This window comes from Pseudomonas sp. PDM30, assembly GCF_019218985.1.
Taxonomy (GTDB): Bacteria; Pseudomonadota; Gammaproteobacteria; order Pseudomonadales; family Pseudomonadaceae; genus Aquipseudomonas; species Aquipseudomonas jessenii.
The window spans coordinates 183,286-202,924 of record NZ_JAHUWM010000001.1 but is presented as its reverse complement, the minus strand read 5'-3'; the positions used below and the strand labels follow the sequence as shown (position 1 = coordinate 202,924).

Annotated in this window: 17 protein-coding genes; 8 read left to right on the top strand and 9 right to left on the bottom strand. The window is 59.9% G+C overall.

What is annotated here, in order from left to right:
* Positions 1-11 precede the first annotated feature (11 nt).
* The 3 genes from KW840_RS00935 to xerD all read right to left on the bottom strand — a co-directional run bounded on the left by KW840_RS00935 (position 12) and on the right by xerD (position 3,344).
* Entirely contained in the window at positions 12-1,316 is a 1,305-nt protein-coding gene (locus tag KW840_RS00935) for a homoserine dehydrogenase (RefSeq protein WP_057713417.1), read from the bottom strand.
* Positions 1,317-1,449: 133 nt separating this feature from the next.
* On the bottom strand, positions 1,450-2,181 hold the full coding sequence (gene dsbC / locus KW840_RS00930) for a bifunctional protein-disulfide isomerase/oxidoreductase DsbC (protein ID WP_057713416.1): 732 nt from the start codon (positions 2,179-2,181) through the stop codon (positions 1,450-1,452).
* A 266-nt stretch (positions 2,182-2,447) separates the two neighbouring features.
* Positions 2,448-3,344: a site-specific tyrosine recombinase XerD gene (xerD, locus tag KW840_RS00925; RefSeq protein WP_056853624.1), complete on the bottom strand. Its 897-nt coding sequence runs from the start codon at positions 3,342-3,344 to the stop codon at positions 2,448-2,450.
* A gap of 107 nt (positions 3,345-3,451) precedes the next feature.
* Between xerD and KW840_RS00920 the strand changes: the two genes are divergently transcribed.
* The gene (locus tag KW840_RS00920) at positions 3,452-5,263 is read left to right on the top strand and encodes a sodium:proton antiporter (RefSeq protein ID WP_218494245.1); all 1,812 of its coding nucleotides are present in this window, start codon (positions 3,452-3,454) and stop codon (positions 5,261-5,263) included.
* A gap of 203 nt (positions 5,264-5,466) precedes the next feature.
* On the opposite strand, the gene rplS is transcribed toward KW840_RS00920, so the two are convergent.
* The 5 genes from rplS to ffh form a co-directional block, all read right to left on the bottom strand.
* Positions 5,467-5,817: a 50S ribosomal protein L19 gene (gene rplS / locus KW840_RS00915; RefSeq protein ID WP_003175895.1), complete on the bottom strand. Its 351-nt coding sequence runs from the start codon at positions 5,815-5,817 to the stop codon at positions 5,467-5,469.
* 45 nt (positions 5,818-5,862) lie between these two features.
* A complete protein-coding gene (gene trmD / locus KW840_RS00910; RefSeq protein WP_007897583.1) occupies positions 5,863-6,615 on the bottom strand; it encodes a tRNA (guanosine(37)-N1)-methyltransferase TrmD in 753 nt (250 codons plus the stop codon).
* A 2-nt stretch (positions 6,616-6,617) separates the two neighbouring features.
* The gene (gene rimM, locus KW840_RS00905) at positions 6,618-7,154 is read right to left on the bottom strand and encodes a ribosome maturation factor RimM (RefSeq protein WP_057713414.1); all 537 of its coding nucleotides are present in this window, start codon (positions 7,152-7,154) and stop codon (positions 6,618-6,620) included.
* Between the two features lie 5 nt (positions 7,155-7,159).
* A complete protein-coding gene (gene rpsP / locus KW840_RS00900; RefSeq protein WP_007972721.1) occupies positions 7,160-7,411 on the bottom strand; it encodes a 30S ribosomal protein S16 in 252 nt (83 codons plus the stop codon).
* Positions 7,412-7,820: 409 nt separating this feature from the next.
* On the bottom strand, positions 7,821-9,197 hold the full coding sequence (gene ffh, locus KW840_RS00895; RefSeq protein ID WP_046041990.1) for a signal recognition particle protein: 1,377 nt from the start codon (positions 9,195-9,197) through the stop codon (positions 7,821-7,823).
* Positions 9,198-9,407: 210 nt separating this feature from the next.
* On the opposite strand from ffh, the gene KW840_RS00890 reads away from it, so the two are divergent.
* The 5 genes from KW840_RS00890 (at position 9,408) to rlmF (ending at position 17,420) form a co-directional block, all read left to right on the top strand.
* Positions 9,408-10,220 carry an inner membrane protein YpjD gene (locus KW840_RS00890; protein WP_057713412.1) on the top strand — a complete coding sequence of 271 codons (813 nt, stop codon included), beginning with the start codon at positions 9,408-9,410 and terminating at the stop codon, positions 10,218-10,220.
* 12 nt (positions 10,221-10,232) lie between these two features.
* On the top strand, positions 10,233-11,465 hold the full coding sequence (locus KW840_RS00885) for a transporter associated domain-containing protein (protein ID WP_218494244.1): 1,233 nt from the start codon (positions 10,233-10,235) through the stop codon (positions 11,463-11,465).
* Positions 11,466-11,725: 260 nt separating this feature from the next.
* On the top strand, positions 11,726-13,042 hold the full coding sequence (locus KW840_RS00880) for an MFS transporter (RefSeq protein WP_057713410.1): 1,317 nt from the start codon (positions 11,726-11,728) through the stop codon (positions 13,040-13,042).
* 239 nt (positions 13,043-13,281) lie between these two features.
* Positions 13,282-16,128: a valine--tRNA ligase gene (locus KW840_RS00875; protein ID WP_218494243.1), complete on the top strand. Its 2,847-nt coding sequence runs from the start codon at positions 13,282-13,284 to the stop codon at positions 16,126-16,128.
* A gap of 269 nt (positions 16,129-16,397) precedes the next feature.
* Positions 16,398-17,420 carry a 23S rRNA (adenine(1618)-N(6))-methyltransferase RlmF gene (rlmF, locus tag KW840_RS00870; protein ID WP_057713408.1) on the top strand — a complete coding sequence of 341 codons (1,023 nt, stop codon included), beginning with the start codon at positions 16,398-16,400 and terminating at the stop codon, positions 17,418-17,420.
* 174 nt (positions 17,421-17,594) lie between these two features.
* Here the strand turns inward: rlmF and KW840_RS00865 are convergent, their stop codons facing one another.
* Positions 17,595-17,876, bottom strand: coding sequence for an HU family DNA-binding protein (locus tag KW840_RS00865; protein WP_007905514.1), 282 nt, complete (start codon positions 17,874-17,876; stop codon positions 17,595-17,597).
* 396 nt (positions 17,877-18,272) lie between these two features.
* On the opposite strand from KW840_RS00865, the gene yejK reads away from it, so the two are divergent.
* A complete protein-coding gene (yejK, locus tag KW840_RS00860) occupies positions 18,273-19,277 on the top strand; it encodes a nucleoid-associated protein YejK (RefSeq protein WP_008018580.1) in 1,005 nt (334 codons plus the stop codon).
* Positions 19,277-19,627, top strand: coding sequence for a glutaredoxin family protein (locus KW840_RS00855; protein WP_057713407.1), 351 nt, complete (start codon positions 19,277-19,279; stop codon positions 19,625-19,627). The genes yejK and KW840_RS00855 overlap by 1 nt, the downstream gene beginning before the upstream one ends.
* Positions 19,628-19,639 lie beyond the last annotated feature (12 nt).

The following is a 19,639-nucleotide window of genomic DNA, read 5'->3' as shown; positions in this document are numbered from 1 at the left end:
ACGATATCGGCTTAGTTCAGGTGCTCGACACGGATCCGTACGACCGGACCGACCACACCCGCCAAGGCCTCCAAAGCAGCGATGGCGTCGTTGATGCGCTGTTCCACCACACGGTGGGTCAGCAGGATCATCGGCACCAGGCCGTCGTGCTCCTCGGCTTCCTTCTGCATGATCGACTCGATGTTGATGCCGCGCTCCGAAAGGATGCTCGCGACCTGAGCCAATACGCCCGGATGGTCCTTGGCCTGGATGCGCAGGTAGTAGGCGCTTTCGCAGGCTTCGATCGGCAGGATCGGGTGAGCCGACAGCGAATCCGGCTGGAACGCCAGGTGTGGTACGCGGTTTTCCGGGTCGGAAGTCATGGCGCGGACCACGTCCACCAGGTCGGCGATCACCGACGAAGCGGTCGGTTCCATGCCGGCGCCAGCGCCGTAGAACAGGGTCGAACCGGCAGCATCGCCGTTGACCATCACCGCGTTCATCACGCCGTTGACGTTGGCGATCAGGCGATCGGCCGGGATCAGCGTCGGGTGCACGCGCAGTTCGATACCGGCCGCGGTGCTGCGCGCCACGCCCAGGTGCTTGATGCGGTAGCCCAGCGCTTCGGCGTAGTTCACGTCGGCGGTGGTCAGCTTGGTGATGCCTTCGGTGTAAGCCTTGTCGAACTGCAACGGAATACCGAACGCGATGGATGCCAGGATCGTCAGCTTGTGAGCGGCGTCGATACCCTCGACGTCGAAGGTCGGATCGGCTTCGGCGTAACCCAGGGCCTGGGCTTCGGCCAATACGTCTTCGAAGGTGCGACCCTTCTCGCGCATTTCCGTCAGGATGAAGTTGCCGGTGCCGTTGATGATGCCGGCTACCCAGTTGATGCGGTTGGCGGACAGGCCTTCGCGGATCGCCTTGATCACCGGGATGCCACCGGCCACCGCCGCTTCGAACGCAACGATCACGCCCTTCTCGCGGGCCTTGGCGAAAATTTCATTACCGTGAACGGCGATAAGCGCCTTGTTCGCGGTGACCACATGCTTGCCATTCTCGATGGCCTTGAGTACCAGCTCGCGGGCAACGGTGTAGCCGCCCATCAGCTCTATGACGATGTCGATCTCAGGGTTCGTGGCCACTTCGAAGACATCGTTGGTAATCGCAATACCGGTCGTTTGGAACTGAGGCTTTGGCGTGCGCATGGCAATTTGTGCCACTTCGATTCCACGCCCGGCACGACGAGCAATTTCCTCGGCGTTGCGCTGAAGTACGTTGAAGGTACCGCCACCGACGGTTCCTAACCCACAGATGCCTACTTTGACCGGTTTCACTGTGAACTCCCCATAAAACGGCCGACTCGAGGCCGGCCGTGAAAACAACCGCAGACTCGCGGCTCTCTATTGATGGCCCGGCGAATGTCGCTACCGGACCATGATCGTCAAGGCTTGCCGTGACGATGCGAATTTACTTCGCGCCCAGCGCCAGTTTGGCGACTTGTGGCGCAGGCTGGTAGCCCGGAATGACCTGACCGTCGGCCAAAACGATGGCCGGTGTGCCATTCACGCCGATCGACTGGCCGAGGGCGAACTGTTTGGAGACCGGGTTATCGCACTTGGCGGCCTTGATTTCCTTGCCGTCGACCATTTTGTCCATGGCCGCTTTCTTGTCTTTCGAGCACCACACCGCTTGCAGTTGCTCGTCACCCGGCGAGCCCAGGCCCTGACGCGGGAACGCGACGTAACGCACTTCGATGCCGCGTTTGTTCAGTTCAGGCACTTCGGCGTGCAGCTTGTGGCAGTACGGGCAAGTGGTGTCGGTGAATACGGTGATGTGCGACTTGGTTTCGCCAATGGCCGGGTAGACAACGGTTTCGGCAACCGGGATGGCGTTGATCAGCTTGGAGATGCCCTGGCGCTCGGTCTTCTCGGTCAGGTTGACCGGCTTGCCGTCCTTGAGATCGAACAGGTAGCCCTGAACCACGTACTGGCCGTCGGCGCTGGCGTACAGCACACGGCTGCCCTTGAGCTTGACTTCGTACAGGCCTGGCAACGGGCTGGCGGTGATGGTCTCTACCGGCACTTCGAGCTGGAGGTTTTCCAGGCTTTTACGAATGGCTTTGTCGGCCGCGTCATCGGCGACGGCAAAGGTGCTGACCAACGCAATGGCTGCGGCGGCGAAAATCTGGGTCAGACGCATGAGAACTCCTGAAGACGGACAAATGGGACGATCAGAACGCCCGTGCCGAAACACCGGGTCATAAACGCCCATCGTGCAAACCGGCCCAGCCTATCACATAAGGCCCACATGGCCGAATGCACCTGATGCAAGACATTTGTGGCGACACAATCTCCTGTGGGAGCGGGCTTGCTCGCGAAAGCGTCGTATCAGGCGACATCAATGTTGTATGTGCCGACCTCTTCGCGGGCAAGCCCGCTCCCACAGAAAAGCGAATCTCGGGAAGTTCACCCGCGTGGATGATGCTTGGCGTGCAGATCCTGCAAGCGCGCCCGGGCAACATGGGTGTAGATCTGCGTCGTAGACAAATCGCTGTGCCCCAGCAGCATCTGCACCACCCGCAGGTCTGCACCGTGATTGAGCAGATGCGTGGCGAAGGCATGGCGCAAGGTGTGCGGCGACAGCGACTTGCCGATCCCGGCCACCTTGGCCTGGTGCTTGATCCGGTGCCAGAAGGTTTGACGCGTCATCTGCTCGCCACGCTGACTCGGGAACAACACATCGCTGGGACGCCCGCCGAGCAGTTCGCCACGGCCATCGCGCATGTAGCGCTCGACCCAGACAATTGCCTCTTCACCCATCGGCACCAGACGCTCCTTGCTGCCCTTGCCCATCACGCGCAGCACGCCCTGACGTAGATTGACCTGCTCCAGCGTCAGGCTGATCAGCTCCGTCACTCGCAGGCCGCAGGCGTACAGGACTTCAAGCATGGCCCGGTCACGCTGGCCAATGGCTTCGCTCAGGTCCGGCGCTTTCAACAGCGCCTCCACGTCGGCTTCCGACAAGGATTTCGGCAGCGGCCTACCCAGCTGCGGCATGTCGATGCGAAGGGTCGGATCGACGGCGATGAGTTTTTCCCGCAGCAAATAGCGATAGAACCCACGCACACCGGAGAGAAATCGCGCAGTGGAACGAGGCTTGTAGTTTTGTTCCAGACGCCAAGCCAGGTGATCAAGGATCAGTTCGCGGCCAGCGTTGATCAGCTCCAGCCCTTTTTCCTGCAACCAGCCGTTGAACAGCGCCAGGTCACTGCGATAGGCATCGCGGGTGTTGTCGGAAAGACCTTTCTCCAACCACAGGGCATCGAGGAATTGGTCTATCAGCGGGTGATCGATGGCAGGCATGGGTACTCGAATCATGCAGCCTTGAGGCTGCACGCAAAATTAAGATTGGACATGAAAACGGCCGCTAGTCTTTCATAGGCCGCCATTTCAAGGAACAGGGAGCAGCAATGAGCGAGCAGCAGATTTTATTGGCATTTGGCGGGATAGGCGCGGCGGCGCTGCTTTGCCAATGGCTGGCCTGGCGCTTGAAATTGCCGGCGATTCTTTTTCTGCTGCTGACCGGCATCCTGGCTGGCCCCGTGCTGCACTTGCTCGACCCGCAAGAAATGTTCGGGCCATTGCTGATGCCGCTGGTGTCCTTGGCGGTGGCGCTGATCCTGTTCGAAGGCAGCCTGACCCTGCATCTGTCCGAGTGGCGCGAAATCGGCAGCGTCGTCCATCGCCTGGTCACCATTGGCGCCCTCTCCACCTGGGTGGTCATTGCTGTCGCCACTCACTGGCTGCTGGGGTTCGACTGGTTGCTGGCCATCCTGTTCGGCAGCCTGACCCTGGTGACAGGGCCAACTGTGATCGTACCGATGCTGCGCGTCGTGCGCCCGAAAGCGTCGATTGCCAATATCCTGCGCTGGGAAGGCATTGTCATCGACCCCATCGGCGCCCTGCTGGCGGTAGTCGTCTATAGCTTCATCATTGCCAGTGCCGAAGGTAACGGCCTCAAGGAAAGCCTGCTGACCTTCGGTGGCGTGATTTTGTGCGGGAGCCTGTTCGGTATTTTTGGTGGCTGGTTGCTCGGCACCCTGATTCGCCGCCAGTGGCTGCCGGAATACCTGCACAACCTGGCGGCGCTCGCGGCAGTCCTGGGTATTTTCATTGCCTCCAACGAGGTCACCCATGAATCCGGGTTGCTGGCCGTGACACTGATGGGCATGTGGCTGGCCAACATGAAAGGCGTGGATGTACGGCACATCCTGCATTTCAAGGAAAACCTCAGCGTGTTGCTGATCTCCGGCCTGTTCATTCTGCTGGCGGCACGGCTGGACCTGAACGCCATGATCGGTCTCGGGCCTCTGGTGCTGATTTTGCTGCTGGTCATTCAGTTCATCGCCCGCCCTTTGAATGTGCTGCTGAGCACGGCGGGCTCCAGCCTGGGTTGGCGCGAACGGGCGCTGCTGGCGTGGATTGCCCCAAGGGGCATCGTGGCAGCGGCGGTGTCGGCAATCTTCGCCATTCGCCTGCATGAGGCCGGTCACCAGGGAGCGTTGCTGCTGGTGCCGCTCACCTTTGCGGTGATCATCGGCACGGTGGTGTTGCAAAGCGCGACGGCACGACCGCTGGCGCGCCTGCTGAAGGTGGCGGAACCGGCACCGAGCGGCTTTCTGATCATCGGCGCCAATGGACCTGCGCGCACGCTGGGCAAGGCCCTGCAGCAACTGGGCAGTCGCGTACTGTTGACAGATTCGAGCTGGGAAAACATTCGCGCAGCCCGGATGGAAGGCTTGCCGACCTATTTTGGCAACCCGGCCTCGCAACATGCCGATGCGCATCTGGATCTGGTCGGCCTCGGGCATTTGCTGGCGTTGTCACCGTCCGGGGAGTTGAACACCCTCGCCGCAATGCGTTTTCGCCATGATTTCGGCCATCAACGGCTGTTCGGACTGGCCAGCGGCCAGGAGAGCCGACGCACCGACAAACATCGCGCCAGCCATGAACATCGCGGGCGTTTGCTAGGCAATGAGGAGTTAACCTACATCAAGCTGGCCAATCAGCTGCATCAGGGGGCTGAGTTGTACAGCACGAACCTGACCGAGGGCTTTGGCTGGGAGGATTATCATGCGTTGCATGGCGAGCGTGCGACTCTGCTGTTTGCTCGTGATGACAGTGGCTGGGTGCATGTGGTGACGCCGGACAGTGCGGTCAAGCCTTCAGCAGGGTGGACGTTGTTGGCGTTGATTCAGCCTGAAACCAGCGACGCTACGTAAATCGCATCGCGAGCAAGCTCGCTCCCACAGGGGATCTATGGCGTTCACAGGCATTGTGGTCGCAGAAGATCTACTGTGGGAGCGAGCTTGCTCGCGATGGCCGCAACCCAGTCTCGCGTCAGGCCGCGATCCGGAGAATTCGTTAAACCGCAGGCAACAAAAAAGCAGCCCGCAGGCTGCTTTTTTTGCATCGGAAGCTGGACTTAAGCCAGTTTTTCCTTGATGCGAGCTGCTTTGCCCGACAGGTCGCGCAGGTAGTACAGCTTGGCTTTACGTACGTCACCGCGACGCTTGACAGCCATGCTGTCGATTTGCGGGGAGTAGGTCTGGAAAGTACGCTCTACACCAACACCGTTGGAAATTTTACGAACGGTGAATGCACTGTTTACGCCGCGGTTACGCTTGGCGATAACAACACCTTCGAACGCTTGCAGACGCGAACGGTCGCCTTCCTTCACTTTCACCTGAACGACAATGGTGTCGCCCGGGGCAAAGGTAGGGATCTCTTTGGTCATCTGCTCTGCTTCGAGTGCAAGGATGATTTTGTTAGTCATGCTGTGCTCCTAAGGTAAATCGTCGGATCTACCATCGATACGTTGTTAACTATCGTCCCGCTCGCGGATGTATTCCTCGAGCAGCTTCTTCTCTTCTCCAGAAAGCGAGCGGCTTTCCAGAAGATCGGCGCGTCGTTCAAAGGTCCGACCAAGGGACTGCTGTAAACGCCAACGCCGGATGTGCGCGTGATTGCCACTTAGCAATACGTCGGGAACACGCTGATCCGCATACACCTCCGGTCGGGTGTAGTGCGGGCAATCCAGCAAACCATCCGTAAAGGAATCTTCCTCGGCGGAGTCCGCATGCCCTAAAGCTCCAGGCAGCAGTCGTGTAACCGCATCGATCAGGACCATCGCCGGCAGCTCGCCGCCAGACAGTACATAGTCGCCAATCGACCACTCTTCATCGACATGAGCATCAATAAAACGCTCGTCAATGCCTTCATAGCGGCCGGCAATCAGGATCAATGCATCCAGATTCGCCAACTCGCGTACCGCCGACTGAGTCAGTTGACGGCCTTGGGGGGACAGGTAAATCACCTTCGCCGCCTCCCCGGCTGCTGCCTTGGCCTGAACCAGAGCATCTTCCAGGGGCTTGATCTTCATCACCATGCCCGGACCACCGCCAAACGGGCGATCGTCCACAGTGTGATGTCGATCCGTCGTGTAGTCTCGCGGATTCCAACAGGTGAGCTGCAAGAGCCCCTGTTTCACCGCCCGACTGGTGATGCCGTACTCGCTGATGGCGGAAAACATCTCGGGAAACAGACTGATCACTTCTACGCGCAAGTTAGCCACGCTTAGAAATCCGCGTCCCAATCCACCTTCATCTCGCCCGCGGCCAGGTCGACGGCCAACACGCATTGCTCCGTATAGGGCAACAGGCGTTCGCGATCATCCAGGCTGCCAGCGCAAGGCTTGACCACCATGACATCGTTCGAGCCGGTCTCCAGCAGGTGATCGATTTTTCCGAACAGTTGTCCGTGCGTATCGATGACCTTGAGACCTTCCAGCTGGTACCAGTAGTACTCGCCGTCGGTCAGTTCAGGGAACAGGTTGCGCGGCACGCAGATCTCATAACCGGCCAGAAGACGAGCTTCTTCGCGATCATCGAGACCCTTGAGCTTTGCGACCAGGAACTTGTCATTCCCGCGTCCGCTGACCAGCTCTACCTGCTTTACATTACCGTCACGCTTGAGCGTCCAGGTTTTGTAGTCCAGCAGGTTTTTAATCGGATCAGTAAAGGAGTACACCTTCACTTCGCCGCGAACGCCGTGAACAGAATAAATCTTGCCGATAACGATCAAATCATCAGCAATGGCTGGCGTCGCGTTCATATTGCTCAGGCCGCAGCCTTAGCAGATTCCTTCAACAACTGAGCAACGCGCTCAGAAGGTTGTGCACCAACGCTCAGCCAGTAGGCTACGCGCTCTTGGTTCACGGACAGACGAACTTCCTGACCACGGGCAACAGGGTTGAAGTAGCCAACCTGTTCCTTGTGCGAACCGTCGCGCGGGTTGCGGCTGTCGGTTACGGTCAAGTGGTAAAACGGGCGCTTTTTGGAGCCGCCAAGGGCAAGACGGATTGTTAGCATGTGAACATCGTTCCTGTAGTCGGTGCTGCAAATCTAAAGGCACAGCGGGCATGGGTGCCCGAAAGGCCGCATATTCTAAGGAATATCCGGACTTTTGCAAATGACTTTTTCCGGCGGTCTATCGGCCGCCATGCAGATTTGCTATAGAGCCGTCGTTGAAAACGGCCGGTCAGCTCCCGCCAAGTGCGGGTTTGCTGGAGATCCCGCTTCCTTGCGGGTCTGCGCCGGTGCGATGACCGGCGCGGATTCTTCTGTCCAGTCTCGCCAATACTGCTCATATTTTGGCGAGTGACTGTGGACCTCAGGCAAGGCGCCGCGACGAGTCATAGCTGGCTATGGCGAGGAGCGGCAACGCAGCATGAGGTCCACAGGCGCCGCCAAAATTGAGCAGTATTGGCGTGACTGGACACTAAATCTTTGGCATGCCGCCGCCTGGCAACATTCCGCCCATGCCGCGCATCATCTTGGCCATTCCGCCTTTTGCAGAGAATTTCTTCATCATCTTCTGCATCTGCTTGTGCTGCTTGATCAAGCGGCCGATGTCCTGCACCTGGGTGCCGGAACCCATGGCGATCCGGCGCTTGCGCGAACCGCTGATCATCTCAGGGTCGCGGCGCTCGGCCGGGGTCATGGAGTTGATGATGGCTTCCATCTGCTTGAATTGCTTCTCTGCCGCACCCTGGGCATTGCCCATTTGCGCCAGGTTCACGCCACCCATGTTCGGCAGCTTGTCCATGAGCCCGCCGAGGCCGCCCATGTTCTTCATCTGTTGCAGCTGATCGCGGAAGTCTTCGAGGTCGAAGCCCTTGCCCTTCTTCAGCTTCTTGGCCAGTTTGTCGGCCTTGTCCTTGTCGAGGGTCGCTTCCGCCTGCTCGATCAGACTGAGCACGTCGCCCATGCCGAGGATGCGCGAGGCGATACGCTCAGGATGGAACGGATCGAGCGCTTCGCTCTTCTCGCCCATACCGATGAACTTGATCGGCTTGCCGGTGATGGCGCGCACCGACAGTGCGGCACCGCCACGGGCGTCGCCGTCGACCTTGGTCAGGATCACACCGGTCAGCGGCAATGCATCGCCGAAGGCCTTGGCCGTGTTGGCGGCGTCCTGGCCGGTCATGGCGTCGACCACGAACAGGGTTTCGACCGGGTTGATCGCGGCGTGCAGGGCCTTGATCTCGCCCATCATCTCTTCATCGATGTGCAGGCGACCGGCGGTATCGACGATGACCACGTCGATGAATTTGAGTTTGGCTTCCTTAATAGCCGCTTGCGCGATCTCGACCGGCTTCTGGCTCAGGTCGGACGGGAAGAAGGTAACGCCGACTTCACCGGCGAGCATTTCCAGCTGTTTGATCGCCGCTGGACGATAAACGTCGGCGGACACGACCATGACCGACTTCTTCTTGCGCTCTTTAAGGAAGCGCGCGAGCTTGCCGGCGGTGGTGGTTTTACCAGCGCCCTGCAAACCTGCCATGAGGATGACCGCTGGCGGCACTGCGCTCAGGTTCAAATCTTCGTTGGCCGCGCCCATCAGGCTTTCGAGTTCGGCCTGGACGATCTTCACGAAGGCCTGGCCCGGCGTCAGGCTGCGTGACACCTCGGTGCCGACGGCGCGTTCCTTGACCGAATTGACGAAGTCCTTGACCACCGGCAGGGCGACGTCGGCTTCGAGCAACGCCATGCGCACTTCACGCAGGGTGTCTTTGATGTTGTCTTCAGTCAGCTTGGCCTTGCCGGTGACATGGCGCAGCGTCTGCGAGAGACGGTCGGTTAAGTTTTCAAACATTGCGCGATCCTTTCAGGCCCTGTGTAGACCGGGATAATGGCGGCCCGGACCGGACTAAACGTGTGCTCGGCGAGCCTGCGGCGTGGGCAGGTCGCGGATTATAGCGAAGACTGCGGCCGGCGGACACCTCGCCGTCGGGTTGCGCGGTCTTTCGTGTGGCGGGGGTTCTATGCCAAACTCAGCGACTTTCGGGCTTGCCTAACAGGATTTATGCTCCCCTTGTCACCCAGCTTGCTAACTACTCTCGCCGCCGCCTGCTTGTACGCCGCTGCGACCATTTACCAGGGCACTCGCCTGGCGTCCGGCGCCAAGGTCAACAAACGCCTGCTGGTCATGCTCGGCGTGCTCGCCGTATTGGCCCACAGCGTCAGCCTGCTCACCCACCTGCTGACCCCGACCGGCCTGGCCCTGGACTTCTTCAGTGCCGCCAGCCTGATAGCCGTGGCGGTCATCGCACTGACCCTGCTGGCCTGCTCGCGGATTCCGGTGGAGAACCTGCTGGTCCTGCTGCTCCCGCTTGGGGCCTTGACCGTGTTGCTGGCGCATTTTGCCCCCGCCGGCACGGTACAGATCATCAATGAGGAGCCGGGCATCCTCGCCCACATCCTGCTTTCGATTCTGGCCTATGGCATGTTCACCATCGCGGTGTTCCAGTCCTTGCTGCTGCTGATTCAAGACCACCAGCTCAAGCACAAACACCCATCCGGGCTGATCAAGAACTTCCCGCCGCTGCAAACCATGGAAAGCCTGCTGTTCGGTTTCCTATGGGCCGGCTGGACGCTGTTGTCGCTGTCACTGATTTCCGGCTGGCTGTTCGTCGAGAACCTGTTCGCCCAGCATCTGGTGCACAAAACACTGCTGGCCTGCCTGGCCTGGGTCGTTTTCAGCGTGCTGCTGTGGGGACGCAATCGCCTTGGCTGGCGCGGGCACAAAGCCATTCGCTGGACCCTGGCCGGTTTTTGCCTGCTGATGCTGGCGTATTTCGGCAGCAAGCTGGTTCGTGAATACATCCTGCATATCTGACGGGCGGCATTAATGGACGACTTGCCCATAGGGCCGATGCTCGCGGTAGTGACCCTGCTGGTTTTATGGTCAGGGCTGTTTACCGCCATCGAAGCGGCGCACCAGCATTTGCTGGCCCAGCGCACCGCAACGCGCTCCAGCGACAAACCGGTAGCGAAACTCAGCTTCCCACTGGCCAGCCTGATTTTTTGCAACACCCTGTGCCGCGCACTCGTGGTGGTCATCAGCACCTTGCTGGCCATGTTCACCTGGGCCGAGAACGGCCCGTGGGTCGCCTGCCTCGGAGCGGGCGCCATGTTGCTGGTGTTTTCCGACTATTTGCCACGCGCCCTCGCCACCCGCTATCCGGATGCGATCCTGGCCCAGGGCAACAACCTGCTACGGTTGCCGCTGAAAATCATCTATCCCGCGGCATGGCTGCTCAACAGCATCAGTCAGTTGCTGACGCGCCCATTCGCCCGTAAAGCCAAAGTGGTGCAACAAAGCGAGGACGAAACGCTGACGGAGCGGCATACGCCCTCCGAAACCGCAAGCCGCCCTCACCCGCTGCCAGGCATCCACGCGCTGGACAACATTACCGTCAATGACATCCTGGTACCGCGCAGCGACGTGGACGGCATCAATCTCGATGACTCCATCGAAGAAATCATCGAACAATTGCGCCACAACAAACGCACGCGCCTGCCGGTGTTCCACAGCGATATCAACCAGGTCGAAGCCGTCCTCAACACCCGACACATCCTTCATTTGCTGCCCGATGCGAGCCTGACCAGGGAAGCGTTGCTGGCGGCCAGCCACGAGCCGTACTTCGTGCCGGAAAGTACCCCGTTGCAACTGCAACTGCTCAACTTTCACAAGCAGCAGCGACGCCTGGGCATGGTGGTCGACGAATACGGCGAAGTGCTGGGCATCGTCACCCTGGAAGACATTCTCGAAGAAATCGTCGGCGAGTTCGAAAGCCAGCAGAGCCTGGACAATCCGCACATTCATCCGCAAGCCGACGGACGCCTGGTGATCGACGGTGCCGCGTCCATTCGCGAGCTGAACAAGAGCCTCGGCTGGCACCTGCCCAGCGATGGCCCGAAAACCCTGAACGGTCTGGTCACCGAGGCCTTGGAAACCATTCCCGAAAGCGCGGTGTGCCTGAAGATCGGCCGGTATCGCCTGGAAATTCTCGAGACCGAGGAAAACCGTGTCACGCGAGTGCTGATCTGGCAGACCAGCCCGATGCCTGTCGTTATCTAAAACCCGACACAAATCCCTGTCCTCGCAAGCCCTCTTGTTCGATCATTAGCCACCTTCCTATAATCGAAACGCTTACCCAAGCCTCGCCGGCCCCGTGCTTACCCCGCACTTCGCTGCATCCGGCCTGTCCACCAGCAAAGTCCGCAACAAACCGACGACTGTTCCTACCTTGAACAGCGACCGTGCCTCCGCCCACATCCCTGGGTTCTCGACCATAATAATTCGCTCCACTGGAGCACATGACTGTCAGGGATAACCGCATGACGACCAGCACGACTTACAGCGACTCCACACCTGCGCAACCGACGAACTCCGCCACCCGCGTGGCCACCGCAAGCTTCATCGGTACCGCCATCGAGTTCTACGACTTCTACGTCTATGCCACCGCCGCCGCGCTAGTGATCGGCCCGGTGTTCTTTCCGCAGACATCCGGCACCGCCCAGATGCTTTCGGCTTTTCTCACGTTCGGCATCGCCTTCCTTGCACGCCCCTTGGGTTCGGCCCTTTTCGGTCACTTCGGCGACCGTATCGGCCGCAAGTCGACCCTGGTCGCCTCGCTGCTGCTGATGGGCGTGTGCACCACGCTGATCGGCGTGCTGCCGGGATACGACAGCATTGGCGCCTGGGCACCGATCCTGCTTTGCGTCCTGCGCTTCGGCCAAGGCCTTGGATTGGGCGGCGAATGGGGTGGCGCGGCATTGCTGGCCACGGAGAACGCGCCGAAAGGCAAGCGCGCGTGGTTCGGCATGTTCCCGCAGCTGGGTCCATCCATCGGCTTTCTGGCGGCCAACGGCCTGTTCCTGACCCTGGCCGTGGTGCTGGATGACGAACAGTTCCGCTCATGGGGCTGGCGTATTCCGTTCCTGCTCAGCGCCGCACTGGTGATGGTCGGCCTGTACGTTCGTCTCAAGCTGCATGAGACCCCGGTATTCGCCAACGCCATGGCGCGCCAGGAACGAGTGAAGATCCCGCTGTTCGAGCTGTTCGGCCAATACTGGGTACCCGTCTTGCTGGGAGCCGGCGCAATGGTCGTGTGCTACGCGCTGTTTTACATCTCCACCGTGTTTTCCCTGAGTTACGGCGTGGCAACGCTCGGCTACAGCCGCGAAACCTTCCTCGGCCTGTTGTGCTTCGCGGTGCTGTTCATGGCTGCCGCCACCCCGCTGTCGGCCTGGGCCAGCGACCGTTATGGGCGCAAACCGGTGCTGATCATCGGCGGTGTGCTGGCGATCCTGTCCGGCTTCCTCATGGAACCGCTGTTGACCCAAGGCTCGACCTGGGGCGTGGCGTTGTTCCTGTGCATCGAACTGTTTCTGATGGGTGTGACATTTGCGCCTATGGGGGCGTTGCTGCCGGAGCTGTTCCCCACCCACGTGCGCTACACCGGCGCCTCGGCGGCCTACAACCTGGGCGGTATCGTCGGCGCTTCCGCGGCGCCGTTCTTCGCCCAGAAACTGGTGGCGATGGGCGGATTGAGTTATGTCGGCGGTTATGTGTCCGCGGCGGCGGTGCTGAGTTTGATCGCGGTGCTGTGCCTGAAGGAAACGCGGCATAACGATTTGAATCAGGTCGCCTGACAGATTGCTTTCGCGGGTAAGCCCGCTCCCACAGGTTTTTTGTCGAACCACTATTTTGTGATCGACACTGATCCTGTGGGAGCGTGGCTTGCCCGCGATGGCGTCATTGCAGACAAAACACTCCCCGAAAAACCACAACTTTTCCCCCACCCATTGTCACCTCGCTCTACGCGCATGGGCTCATCCCCGCTATACTTCCCGGCTTTTCCTGAATAAATGCCAATAGGGTCCCGCCGCGCATGGATAAGACCTACCAGCCGCACGCCATTGAAACTTCCTGGTACAACACCTGGGAGTCAGAGAATTACTTCGCCCCGCAAGGCGCGGGCGAGTCCTACACCATCATGATCCCGCCGCCGAACGTCACCGGCAGCCTGCACATGGGTCACGGCTTCAACAACGCGATCATGGACGCCCTGATCCGTTTCCGCCGCATGCAGGGTCGCAACACCCTGTGGCAGCCGGGCACCGACCACGCCGGTATCGCCACGCAGATGTTGGTGGAGCGTCAGCTCGAAGCCAAGGGCCAGAGCCGCCATGACCTGGGCCGCGAGAAATTCCTCGAGAAAGTCTGGGAGTGGAAAGATGAGTCCGGTGGCAACATCAGCCGTCAGATCCGTCGTCTCGGTTCGTCCGTAGATTGGAGCCGCGAGCGCTTCACCATGGACGACGGCCTCTCGGAGGCCGTTAAAGAGGCTTTCGTCCGCCTCCACGAAGACGGCCTGATCTACCGCGGCAAGCGCCTGGTCAACTGGGACACCAAGCTGCACACGGCGATTTCCGACCTCGAAGTGGAAAACCACGACGAGAAAGGTTTCCTGTGGAACCTGAAATACCCGCTGGCCGACGGCGCCAAGACCGCTGAAGGCAACGACTTCCTGATCGTCGCGACCACTCGCCCGGAAACCATGCTCGGCGACTCCGCCGTGGCCGTTAACCCGAACGATGAACGCTACAAAGCCCTGATCGGCAAATTTGTCGAGCTGCCACTGGTTGGCCGCCGCATCCCGATCATCGCCGACGATTATTGCGACCCTGAATTCGGCACCGGCTGCGTGAAAATCACCCCGGCCCACGACTTCAACGACTATGAAGTCGGCAAGCGTCACAACCTGCCGCTGCTGAACATCTTCGACAAGAACGCATCGGTCCTGCCGGCTTGCCAGGTGTTCAACCTCGACGGCACGTTGAACGAAACCATCGACGGCAAGATCCCGGCCGAATACGCCGGTCTCGACCGCTTCGAAGCGCGCAAGCAGATCGTGGCCGCGTTCGACGCCGCCGGCCTGTTGGTCAGCGTTGACGATCACGCCCTGAAGGTGCCGAAAGGCGACCGCTCCGGCACCGTCATCGAGCCTTGGCTGACCGACCAGTGGTACGTGTCCACCAAGCCGTTGGCCGAGCCTGCGATTGCCGCCGTTGAAGACGGCCGTATCCAGTTCGTGCCGAAACAGTACGAAAACATGTATTTCTCGTGGATGCGCGACATCCAGGACTGGTGCATCAGCCGTCAGCTGTGGTGGGGCCACCGGATTCCGGCCTGGTACGACGAGTCGGGCAAGGTCTACGTCGGTCGCGACGAAGCCGAAGTGCGGGCCAAGCACAACCTCGGCCCGGACATTGCGCTGCAACAGGACAACGACGTTCTCGACACCTGGTTCAGCTCGGGTCTGTGGACGTTCTCCACCCTCGGCTGGCCGGAAAAAACCGAGTTCCTGAAGAAATTCCACTCCACCGACGTCCTGGTGACTGGCTTCGACATCATTTTCTTCTGGGTTGCCCGGATGATCATGCTCACCATGCATTTGGTGAAAAACGAAGACGGCACTCCGCAGGTTCCGTTCAAGACCGTCTACGTCCACGGTCTGGTGCGCGATGGCCAGGGCCAGAAGATGTCCAAGTCCAAGGGCAACGTCCTGGACCCGCTGGACATCATCGACGGCATCGAACTCGAAGCCCTGGTGCAGAAGCGCACCTCCGGCATGATGCAGCCGAAACTGGCGAAGAAGATCGAGAAGCAGACCCGCGACGAGTTCGCCGAAGGCATCGCCAGCTACGGCACCGACGCCCTGCGCTTCACCTTCTGCTCGCTGGCGTCCACCGGTCGTGACATCAAGTTCGACATGGGCCGCGTCGAAGGCTATCGCAACTTCTGCAACAAGATCTGGAACGCGGCGCGCTACGTACTGGACAAGGGCGAAGACTGCGGCCAGAACGGCGAAGCCTTTGAGCTGTCCCTGGCTGACCGCTGGATCATTTCGCAGCTGCAGCGCACCGAAGCCGAAGTGACCCGCCAGCTTGACCAGTTCCGTTTCGACCTGGCAGCACAAGCCTTGTACGAGTTCATCTGGAACCAGTATTGCGACTGGTACCTGGAACTCTCCAAGCCTGTGCTGTGGGACGAAAACGCTCCGGTCGAACGCCAGCGCGGCACCCGTCGCACCCTGGTTCGCGTACTGGAAGTCGCCCTGCGCCTGGCGCACCCGTTCATGCCGTTCATCACCGAAGAAATCTGGCAGCGTATCGCGCCGCTGGCCGGTATCGAAGGCAAGACGATCATGCTGCAACCTTGGCCAGTGGCCAACGAAACACGCATCGATCAGGCGGCCGAAGATGACATCGAATGGCTCAAGGGCCTGATGCTTGGCACTCGTAACATCCGTGGCGAAATGAACATCGGCCCGGGCAAACCCCTGCCGCTGTTCCTGAAGAACGTCAGCGTCGAGGATCAGCGTCGCCTGACCGAGAACGAAGCCCTGCTGAAGAAGCTGGCGCGCCTCGAATCGATCACCGTACTGGCTGCTGGCGAAGAAGCACCGCTGTCCGCCACCGCGCTGGTCGGCGAGATGGAAGTGCTGGTGCCAATGGCCGGCTTGATCGACAAAGGTGCGGAACTGGCGCGTCTGGACAAGGAAATCCAGCGCCTGCAAGGTGAAGTGCAACGAGTCGGCGGCAAGCTGTCCAACGCCGGTTTCGTTGACAAGGCACCGGCTGAAGTCATCGAGAAAGAACGCGCCAAACTGGCCGAGGCCGAACAGGCCCTGGGCAAGCTGGCCGAGCAGCATGCGCGGATTGCCAGCCTGTAACGGCGAGTCGCAATGAAAAAGGGAGGCCAGCAATGGCCTCCCTTTTTTGTGCCTGTTGTCCCATTTTCCCAAACGCCAAAAATCCCCTGTGGGAGCGAGCTTGCTCGCGATGAGGCCATAACATTCAACATCAATATTGACTGACCGACCGCCATCGCGAGCAAGCTCGCTCCCACAAGGGACAGCGGTGTTTGCCACAATTGGGTTCACACGGGCCGGATGTGGGACAATGCCCGCCACTTTTAGCCATACCCGAATCGACCACCGCCATGACCGCCCCCCGCTCCCCCAAGCCTGCGCGCAAAAAGCCTGCCCCGAAGACCCCGGCCACGGCCGTCGCCCCGAAGGAAAAGGCCAGCCTGCACCCGCGCAATCGCCATCAGGGTCGCTACGACTTTCCGGCGCTGATCAAAAGTGCCCCGGAACTGAAGAAATTCGTAATCATCAATCCGTACGGCAAGGAAAGCATCGACTTCGCCAGCCCGGAAGCCGTGCGGGTGTTTAACCGGGCGCTGCTCAAGTCGTTCTATGGCATCGCTCACTGGGACATTCCGGCCGACTACTTGTGCCCACCGGTGCCAGGCCGCGCCGATTACGTGCACTTCCTCGCCGACCTGCTGGCCAGTGGCAATGACGGTGTAATCCCCCGTGGCGCCGCCGTGAAGGTGCTGGACATCGGCATGGGCGCCAACTGCGTGTATCCGCTGATCGGTTACAGCGACTATCGCTGGCAGTTCCTCGGTTCCGATATCGATGCGACCGCCATCGCCGCGGCGAAGGCCATCATTCAATCCAATGGCCTGAACAAAGCGATCCAGGTACGCCAGCAGAGCAACCCCAAGCAGATCCTCACCGGCCTGCTGGAGAGCGCAGAGCGGTTCGACCTGACGATGTGCAACCCGCCATTCCACGCCTCGCTGGACGAGGCCACACGGGGTAGCACACGCAAATGGCGAGCCCTGGGCAAGGCCGATCCGAAACGCAAGCTGCCGGTATTGAACTTTGGCGGCCAAGCGGCGGAATTGTGGTGTGAGGGCGGAGAAGTGCGTTTCGTCACGCAACTGGTCAGCGAGAGTGTGCAGGTGGCGCAACAAGTGCTGTGGTTCAGCACACTGGTGTCGAAGGCGTCGAACCTGCCGGCGATCCAGGCGGCCCTGAACAAGGCCGGCGCGCTGGACAGTCAGGTAGTGGAAATGGGTCAGGGACAGAAGCAGAGCCGCTTCGTGGCGTGGACTTTCCAGACTCCAGTCCAGCAACAGGTTTGGCGCGAACGTTGGGCGCCTAAAAACTAAAACACGTCCACCTGCAGGAGCGAGCCTGCTCGCGAAAAACCTGAGAGCAACGCGTTCATTCAGACTGCCCGCGTTATCGTTTGCGCCCATCGCGAGCAGGCTCGCTCCTACAATCGCAGGCACAAAAAAACCGTGCCCGGATCGCTCCGGTGCACGGTTTTTTTTTAACAAGTCTTACTTGTTAACAGCGTCGGTCAGGCCTTTGGCCACAACCAGCTTGATCACTTTCTTGGCAGCGATTTCGATGGCAGCGCCAGTCGAAGGGTTACGGCCAGTACGGGCAGGGCGCTCAGTCACTTTCAGCTTGCCGATACCTGGCAGAGTGATTTCGCCGCCGTTTTCCAGCTGATCGGCAACGATTTGGCCCAGTTGGTCCAGAGCGTTACGCGCGGTGGTTTTCGGCGCGTCGATAGCTTCAGCGATGTCGGCGATCAGTTGGTCTTTAGTAAGAGCCATTTAGTGTTCCTTCCCTATCAAATTCATATGGATTGCAGAGTGCAATGTCAGCTATCGAGCCCGATCTTCTGGATCTGGCACCCTCGGCCAAATAACCTCGGGATCGGGGTTATAGATACCGAAATCAGGGTTTGGTTCGACCTGACAAATGCTGACTGCACGCTTAACGCAGTGACTTCGCGCAAGACCGGGCAAAGCTAGCACAGAGACGGGGAAATATCCGCCTCCAGCTACCCATTTGGTCAGCTTTATTGCTCTAAATCGGGAAAAAATCGCATAAGCGCCGCCGGTCGCCCGGGAATTGGCCTTCGCACCGCGCCAAAACCAGTGGTTGCGGTACACTGGGCGCTTTTTCGGGGGAGCGCGCCCTCCTCTCTTCATTCAGCCGAGAAGCCCATGCCGATCCGTCATTGCATCGTCCACCTGATCGACAAAAAACCCGACGGCACACCTGCAGTTCTCCACGCCCGCGACTCTGAACTGGCTGAGTCTGCGGCCATCGAGAACATGCTCGCCGACCTCAACGAAAGCTATAACGCCAAACAGGGTAAAGCCTGGGGCCTGTTCCATCCGGAATCCGGCGCGTTCCCGTTCAGCGGCTGGCTGAAGGAGTACCTTGAGGGCGGTCAGGATTTCACTGCGTTCAGCCGCGTGGCGGTCGAGCATCTGCAGAAACTGATGGAGGAATCGAACCTGTCGGTCGGCGGCCACGTGCTGTTCGCACACTATCAGCAAGGCATGACCGACTACCTGGCCATCGCCCTGCTGCACCACAGTGAAGGCGTGGCCGTAACCGACGAACTGGACGTGACCCCATCCCGCCACCTCGACCTTGGCCAGTTGCACCTGGCTGCGCGGATCAACGTTTCCGAGTGGCAGAACAACAAACAGTCCAAGCAGTACATTTCGTTCATCAAAGGCAAGAACGGCAAAAAGGTTTCGGAGTATTTCCGCGACTTCATTGGCTGCCAGGAAGGCGTCGACGGTCCAGGTGAAACCCGCACCCTGCTCAAGGCCTTCAGTGATTTCGTTGAAAGCGAAGACCTGCCGGAAGACGACGCCCGCGAGAAGACCAAGACCCTGGTGGATTACGCCAGTAGCCAGGCCAAGCTCGGTGAGCCGATGGGCCTGGAAGAGTTGTCGGGGCTGATCGACGAAGAACGCCCGAAGGCTTTCTACGATCACATCCGCAACAAGGATTACGGCCTCTCGCCGGAAATCCCGGCCGATAAACGCACCCTGAACCAGTTCCGCCGATTCACTGGTCGCGCCGAAGGCCTGTCGATCAGTTTCGAAGCACACCTGCTGGGCTCGAAGATTGAGTACGACGAGGAAGCCGGCACGTTGATCATCAAGGGCCTGCCCACTTCGCTCACCGATCAGCTGAAGCGTCGCAACTGATGCTCGGCGGCGTACTGAAGAAATTCCTGCTGATCCTGCTGGTGGTCGTGGCCTATCAGAACTGGGGCAAGATCGAGCGGGTGTTCAATCCATCACAAGTGGTGTCGGCGCAGACACAGGCCAAGGCCAACGTTGTGCTCTACGCCACCGAATGGTGTGGTTACTGCAAGCTGACCCGGCGCTTCCTCGATCAGAAAGGCATTGCGTACAAGGAGTTCGACATCGAGAAGGATGCTGCCGCGCGCGAGGATTATCAGGCGCTGGGCGGTGGGGGCATTCCGATCATCGATGTGAACGGGACGCTGATTCGCGGGTATGACCCGGATGCGATTCTGGCAGCGTTGAAGTAACTCTGTAGGAGC

Coding starts and splice junctions, on each gene's coding strand:
- dsbC (WP_057713416.1), bottom strand. CDS start 2,181: ATGCGTCTGACCCAGATTTTCGCCGCCGCAGCCATTGCGTTGGTCAGC.
- rpsP (WP_007972721.1), bottom strand. CDS start 7,411: ATGCTAACAATCCGTCTTGCCCTTGGCGGCTCCAAAAAGCGCCCGTTT.
- KW840_RS00890 (WP_057713412.1), top strand. CDS start 9,408: ATGCTCCCCTTGTCACCCAGCTTGCTAACTACTCTCGCCGCCGCCTGC.
- KW840_RS00885 (WP_218494244.1), top strand. CDS start 10,233: ATGGACGACTTGCCCATAGGGCCGATGCTCGCGGTAGTGACCCTGCTG.
- KW840_RS00865 (WP_007905514.1), bottom strand. CDS start 17,876: ATGGCTCTTACTAAAGACCAACTGATCGCCGACATCGCTGAAGCTATC.
- rimM (WP_057713414.1), bottom strand. CDS start 7,154: ATGAACGCGACGCCAGCCATTGCTGATGATTTGATCGTTATCGGCAAG.
- ffh (WP_046041990.1), bottom strand. CDS start 9,197: ATGTTTGAAAACTTAACCGACCGTCTCTCGCAGACGCTGCGCCATGTC.
- KW840_RS00855 (WP_057713407.1), top strand. CDS start 19,277: ATGCTCGGCGGCGTACTGAAGAAATTCCTGCTGATCCTGCTGGTGGTC.
- KW840_RS00880 (WP_057713410.1), top strand. CDS start 11,726: ATGACGACCAGCACGACTTACAGCGACTCCACACCTGCGCAACCGACG.
- xerD (WP_056853624.1), bottom strand. CDS start 3,344: ATGCCTGCCATCGATCACCCGCTGATAGACCAATTCCTCGATGCCCTG.
- KW840_RS00875 (WP_218494243.1), top strand. CDS start 13,282: ATGGATAAGACCTACCAGCCGCACGCCATTGAAACTTCCTGGTACAAC.
- rlmF (WP_057713408.1), top strand. CDS start 16,398: ATGACCGCCCCCCGCTCCCCCAAGCCTGCGCGCAAAAAGCCTGCCCCG.
- KW840_RS00920 (WP_218494245.1), top strand. CDS start 3,452: ATGAGCGAGCAGCAGATTTTATTGGCATTTGGCGGGATAGGCGCGGCG.
- yejK (WP_008018580.1), top strand. CDS start 18,273: ATGCCGATCCGTCATTGCATCGTCCACCTGATCGACAAAAAACCCGAC.
- rplS (WP_003175895.1), bottom strand. CDS start 5,817: ATGACTAACAAAATCATCCTTGCACTCGAAGCAGAGCAGATGACCAAA.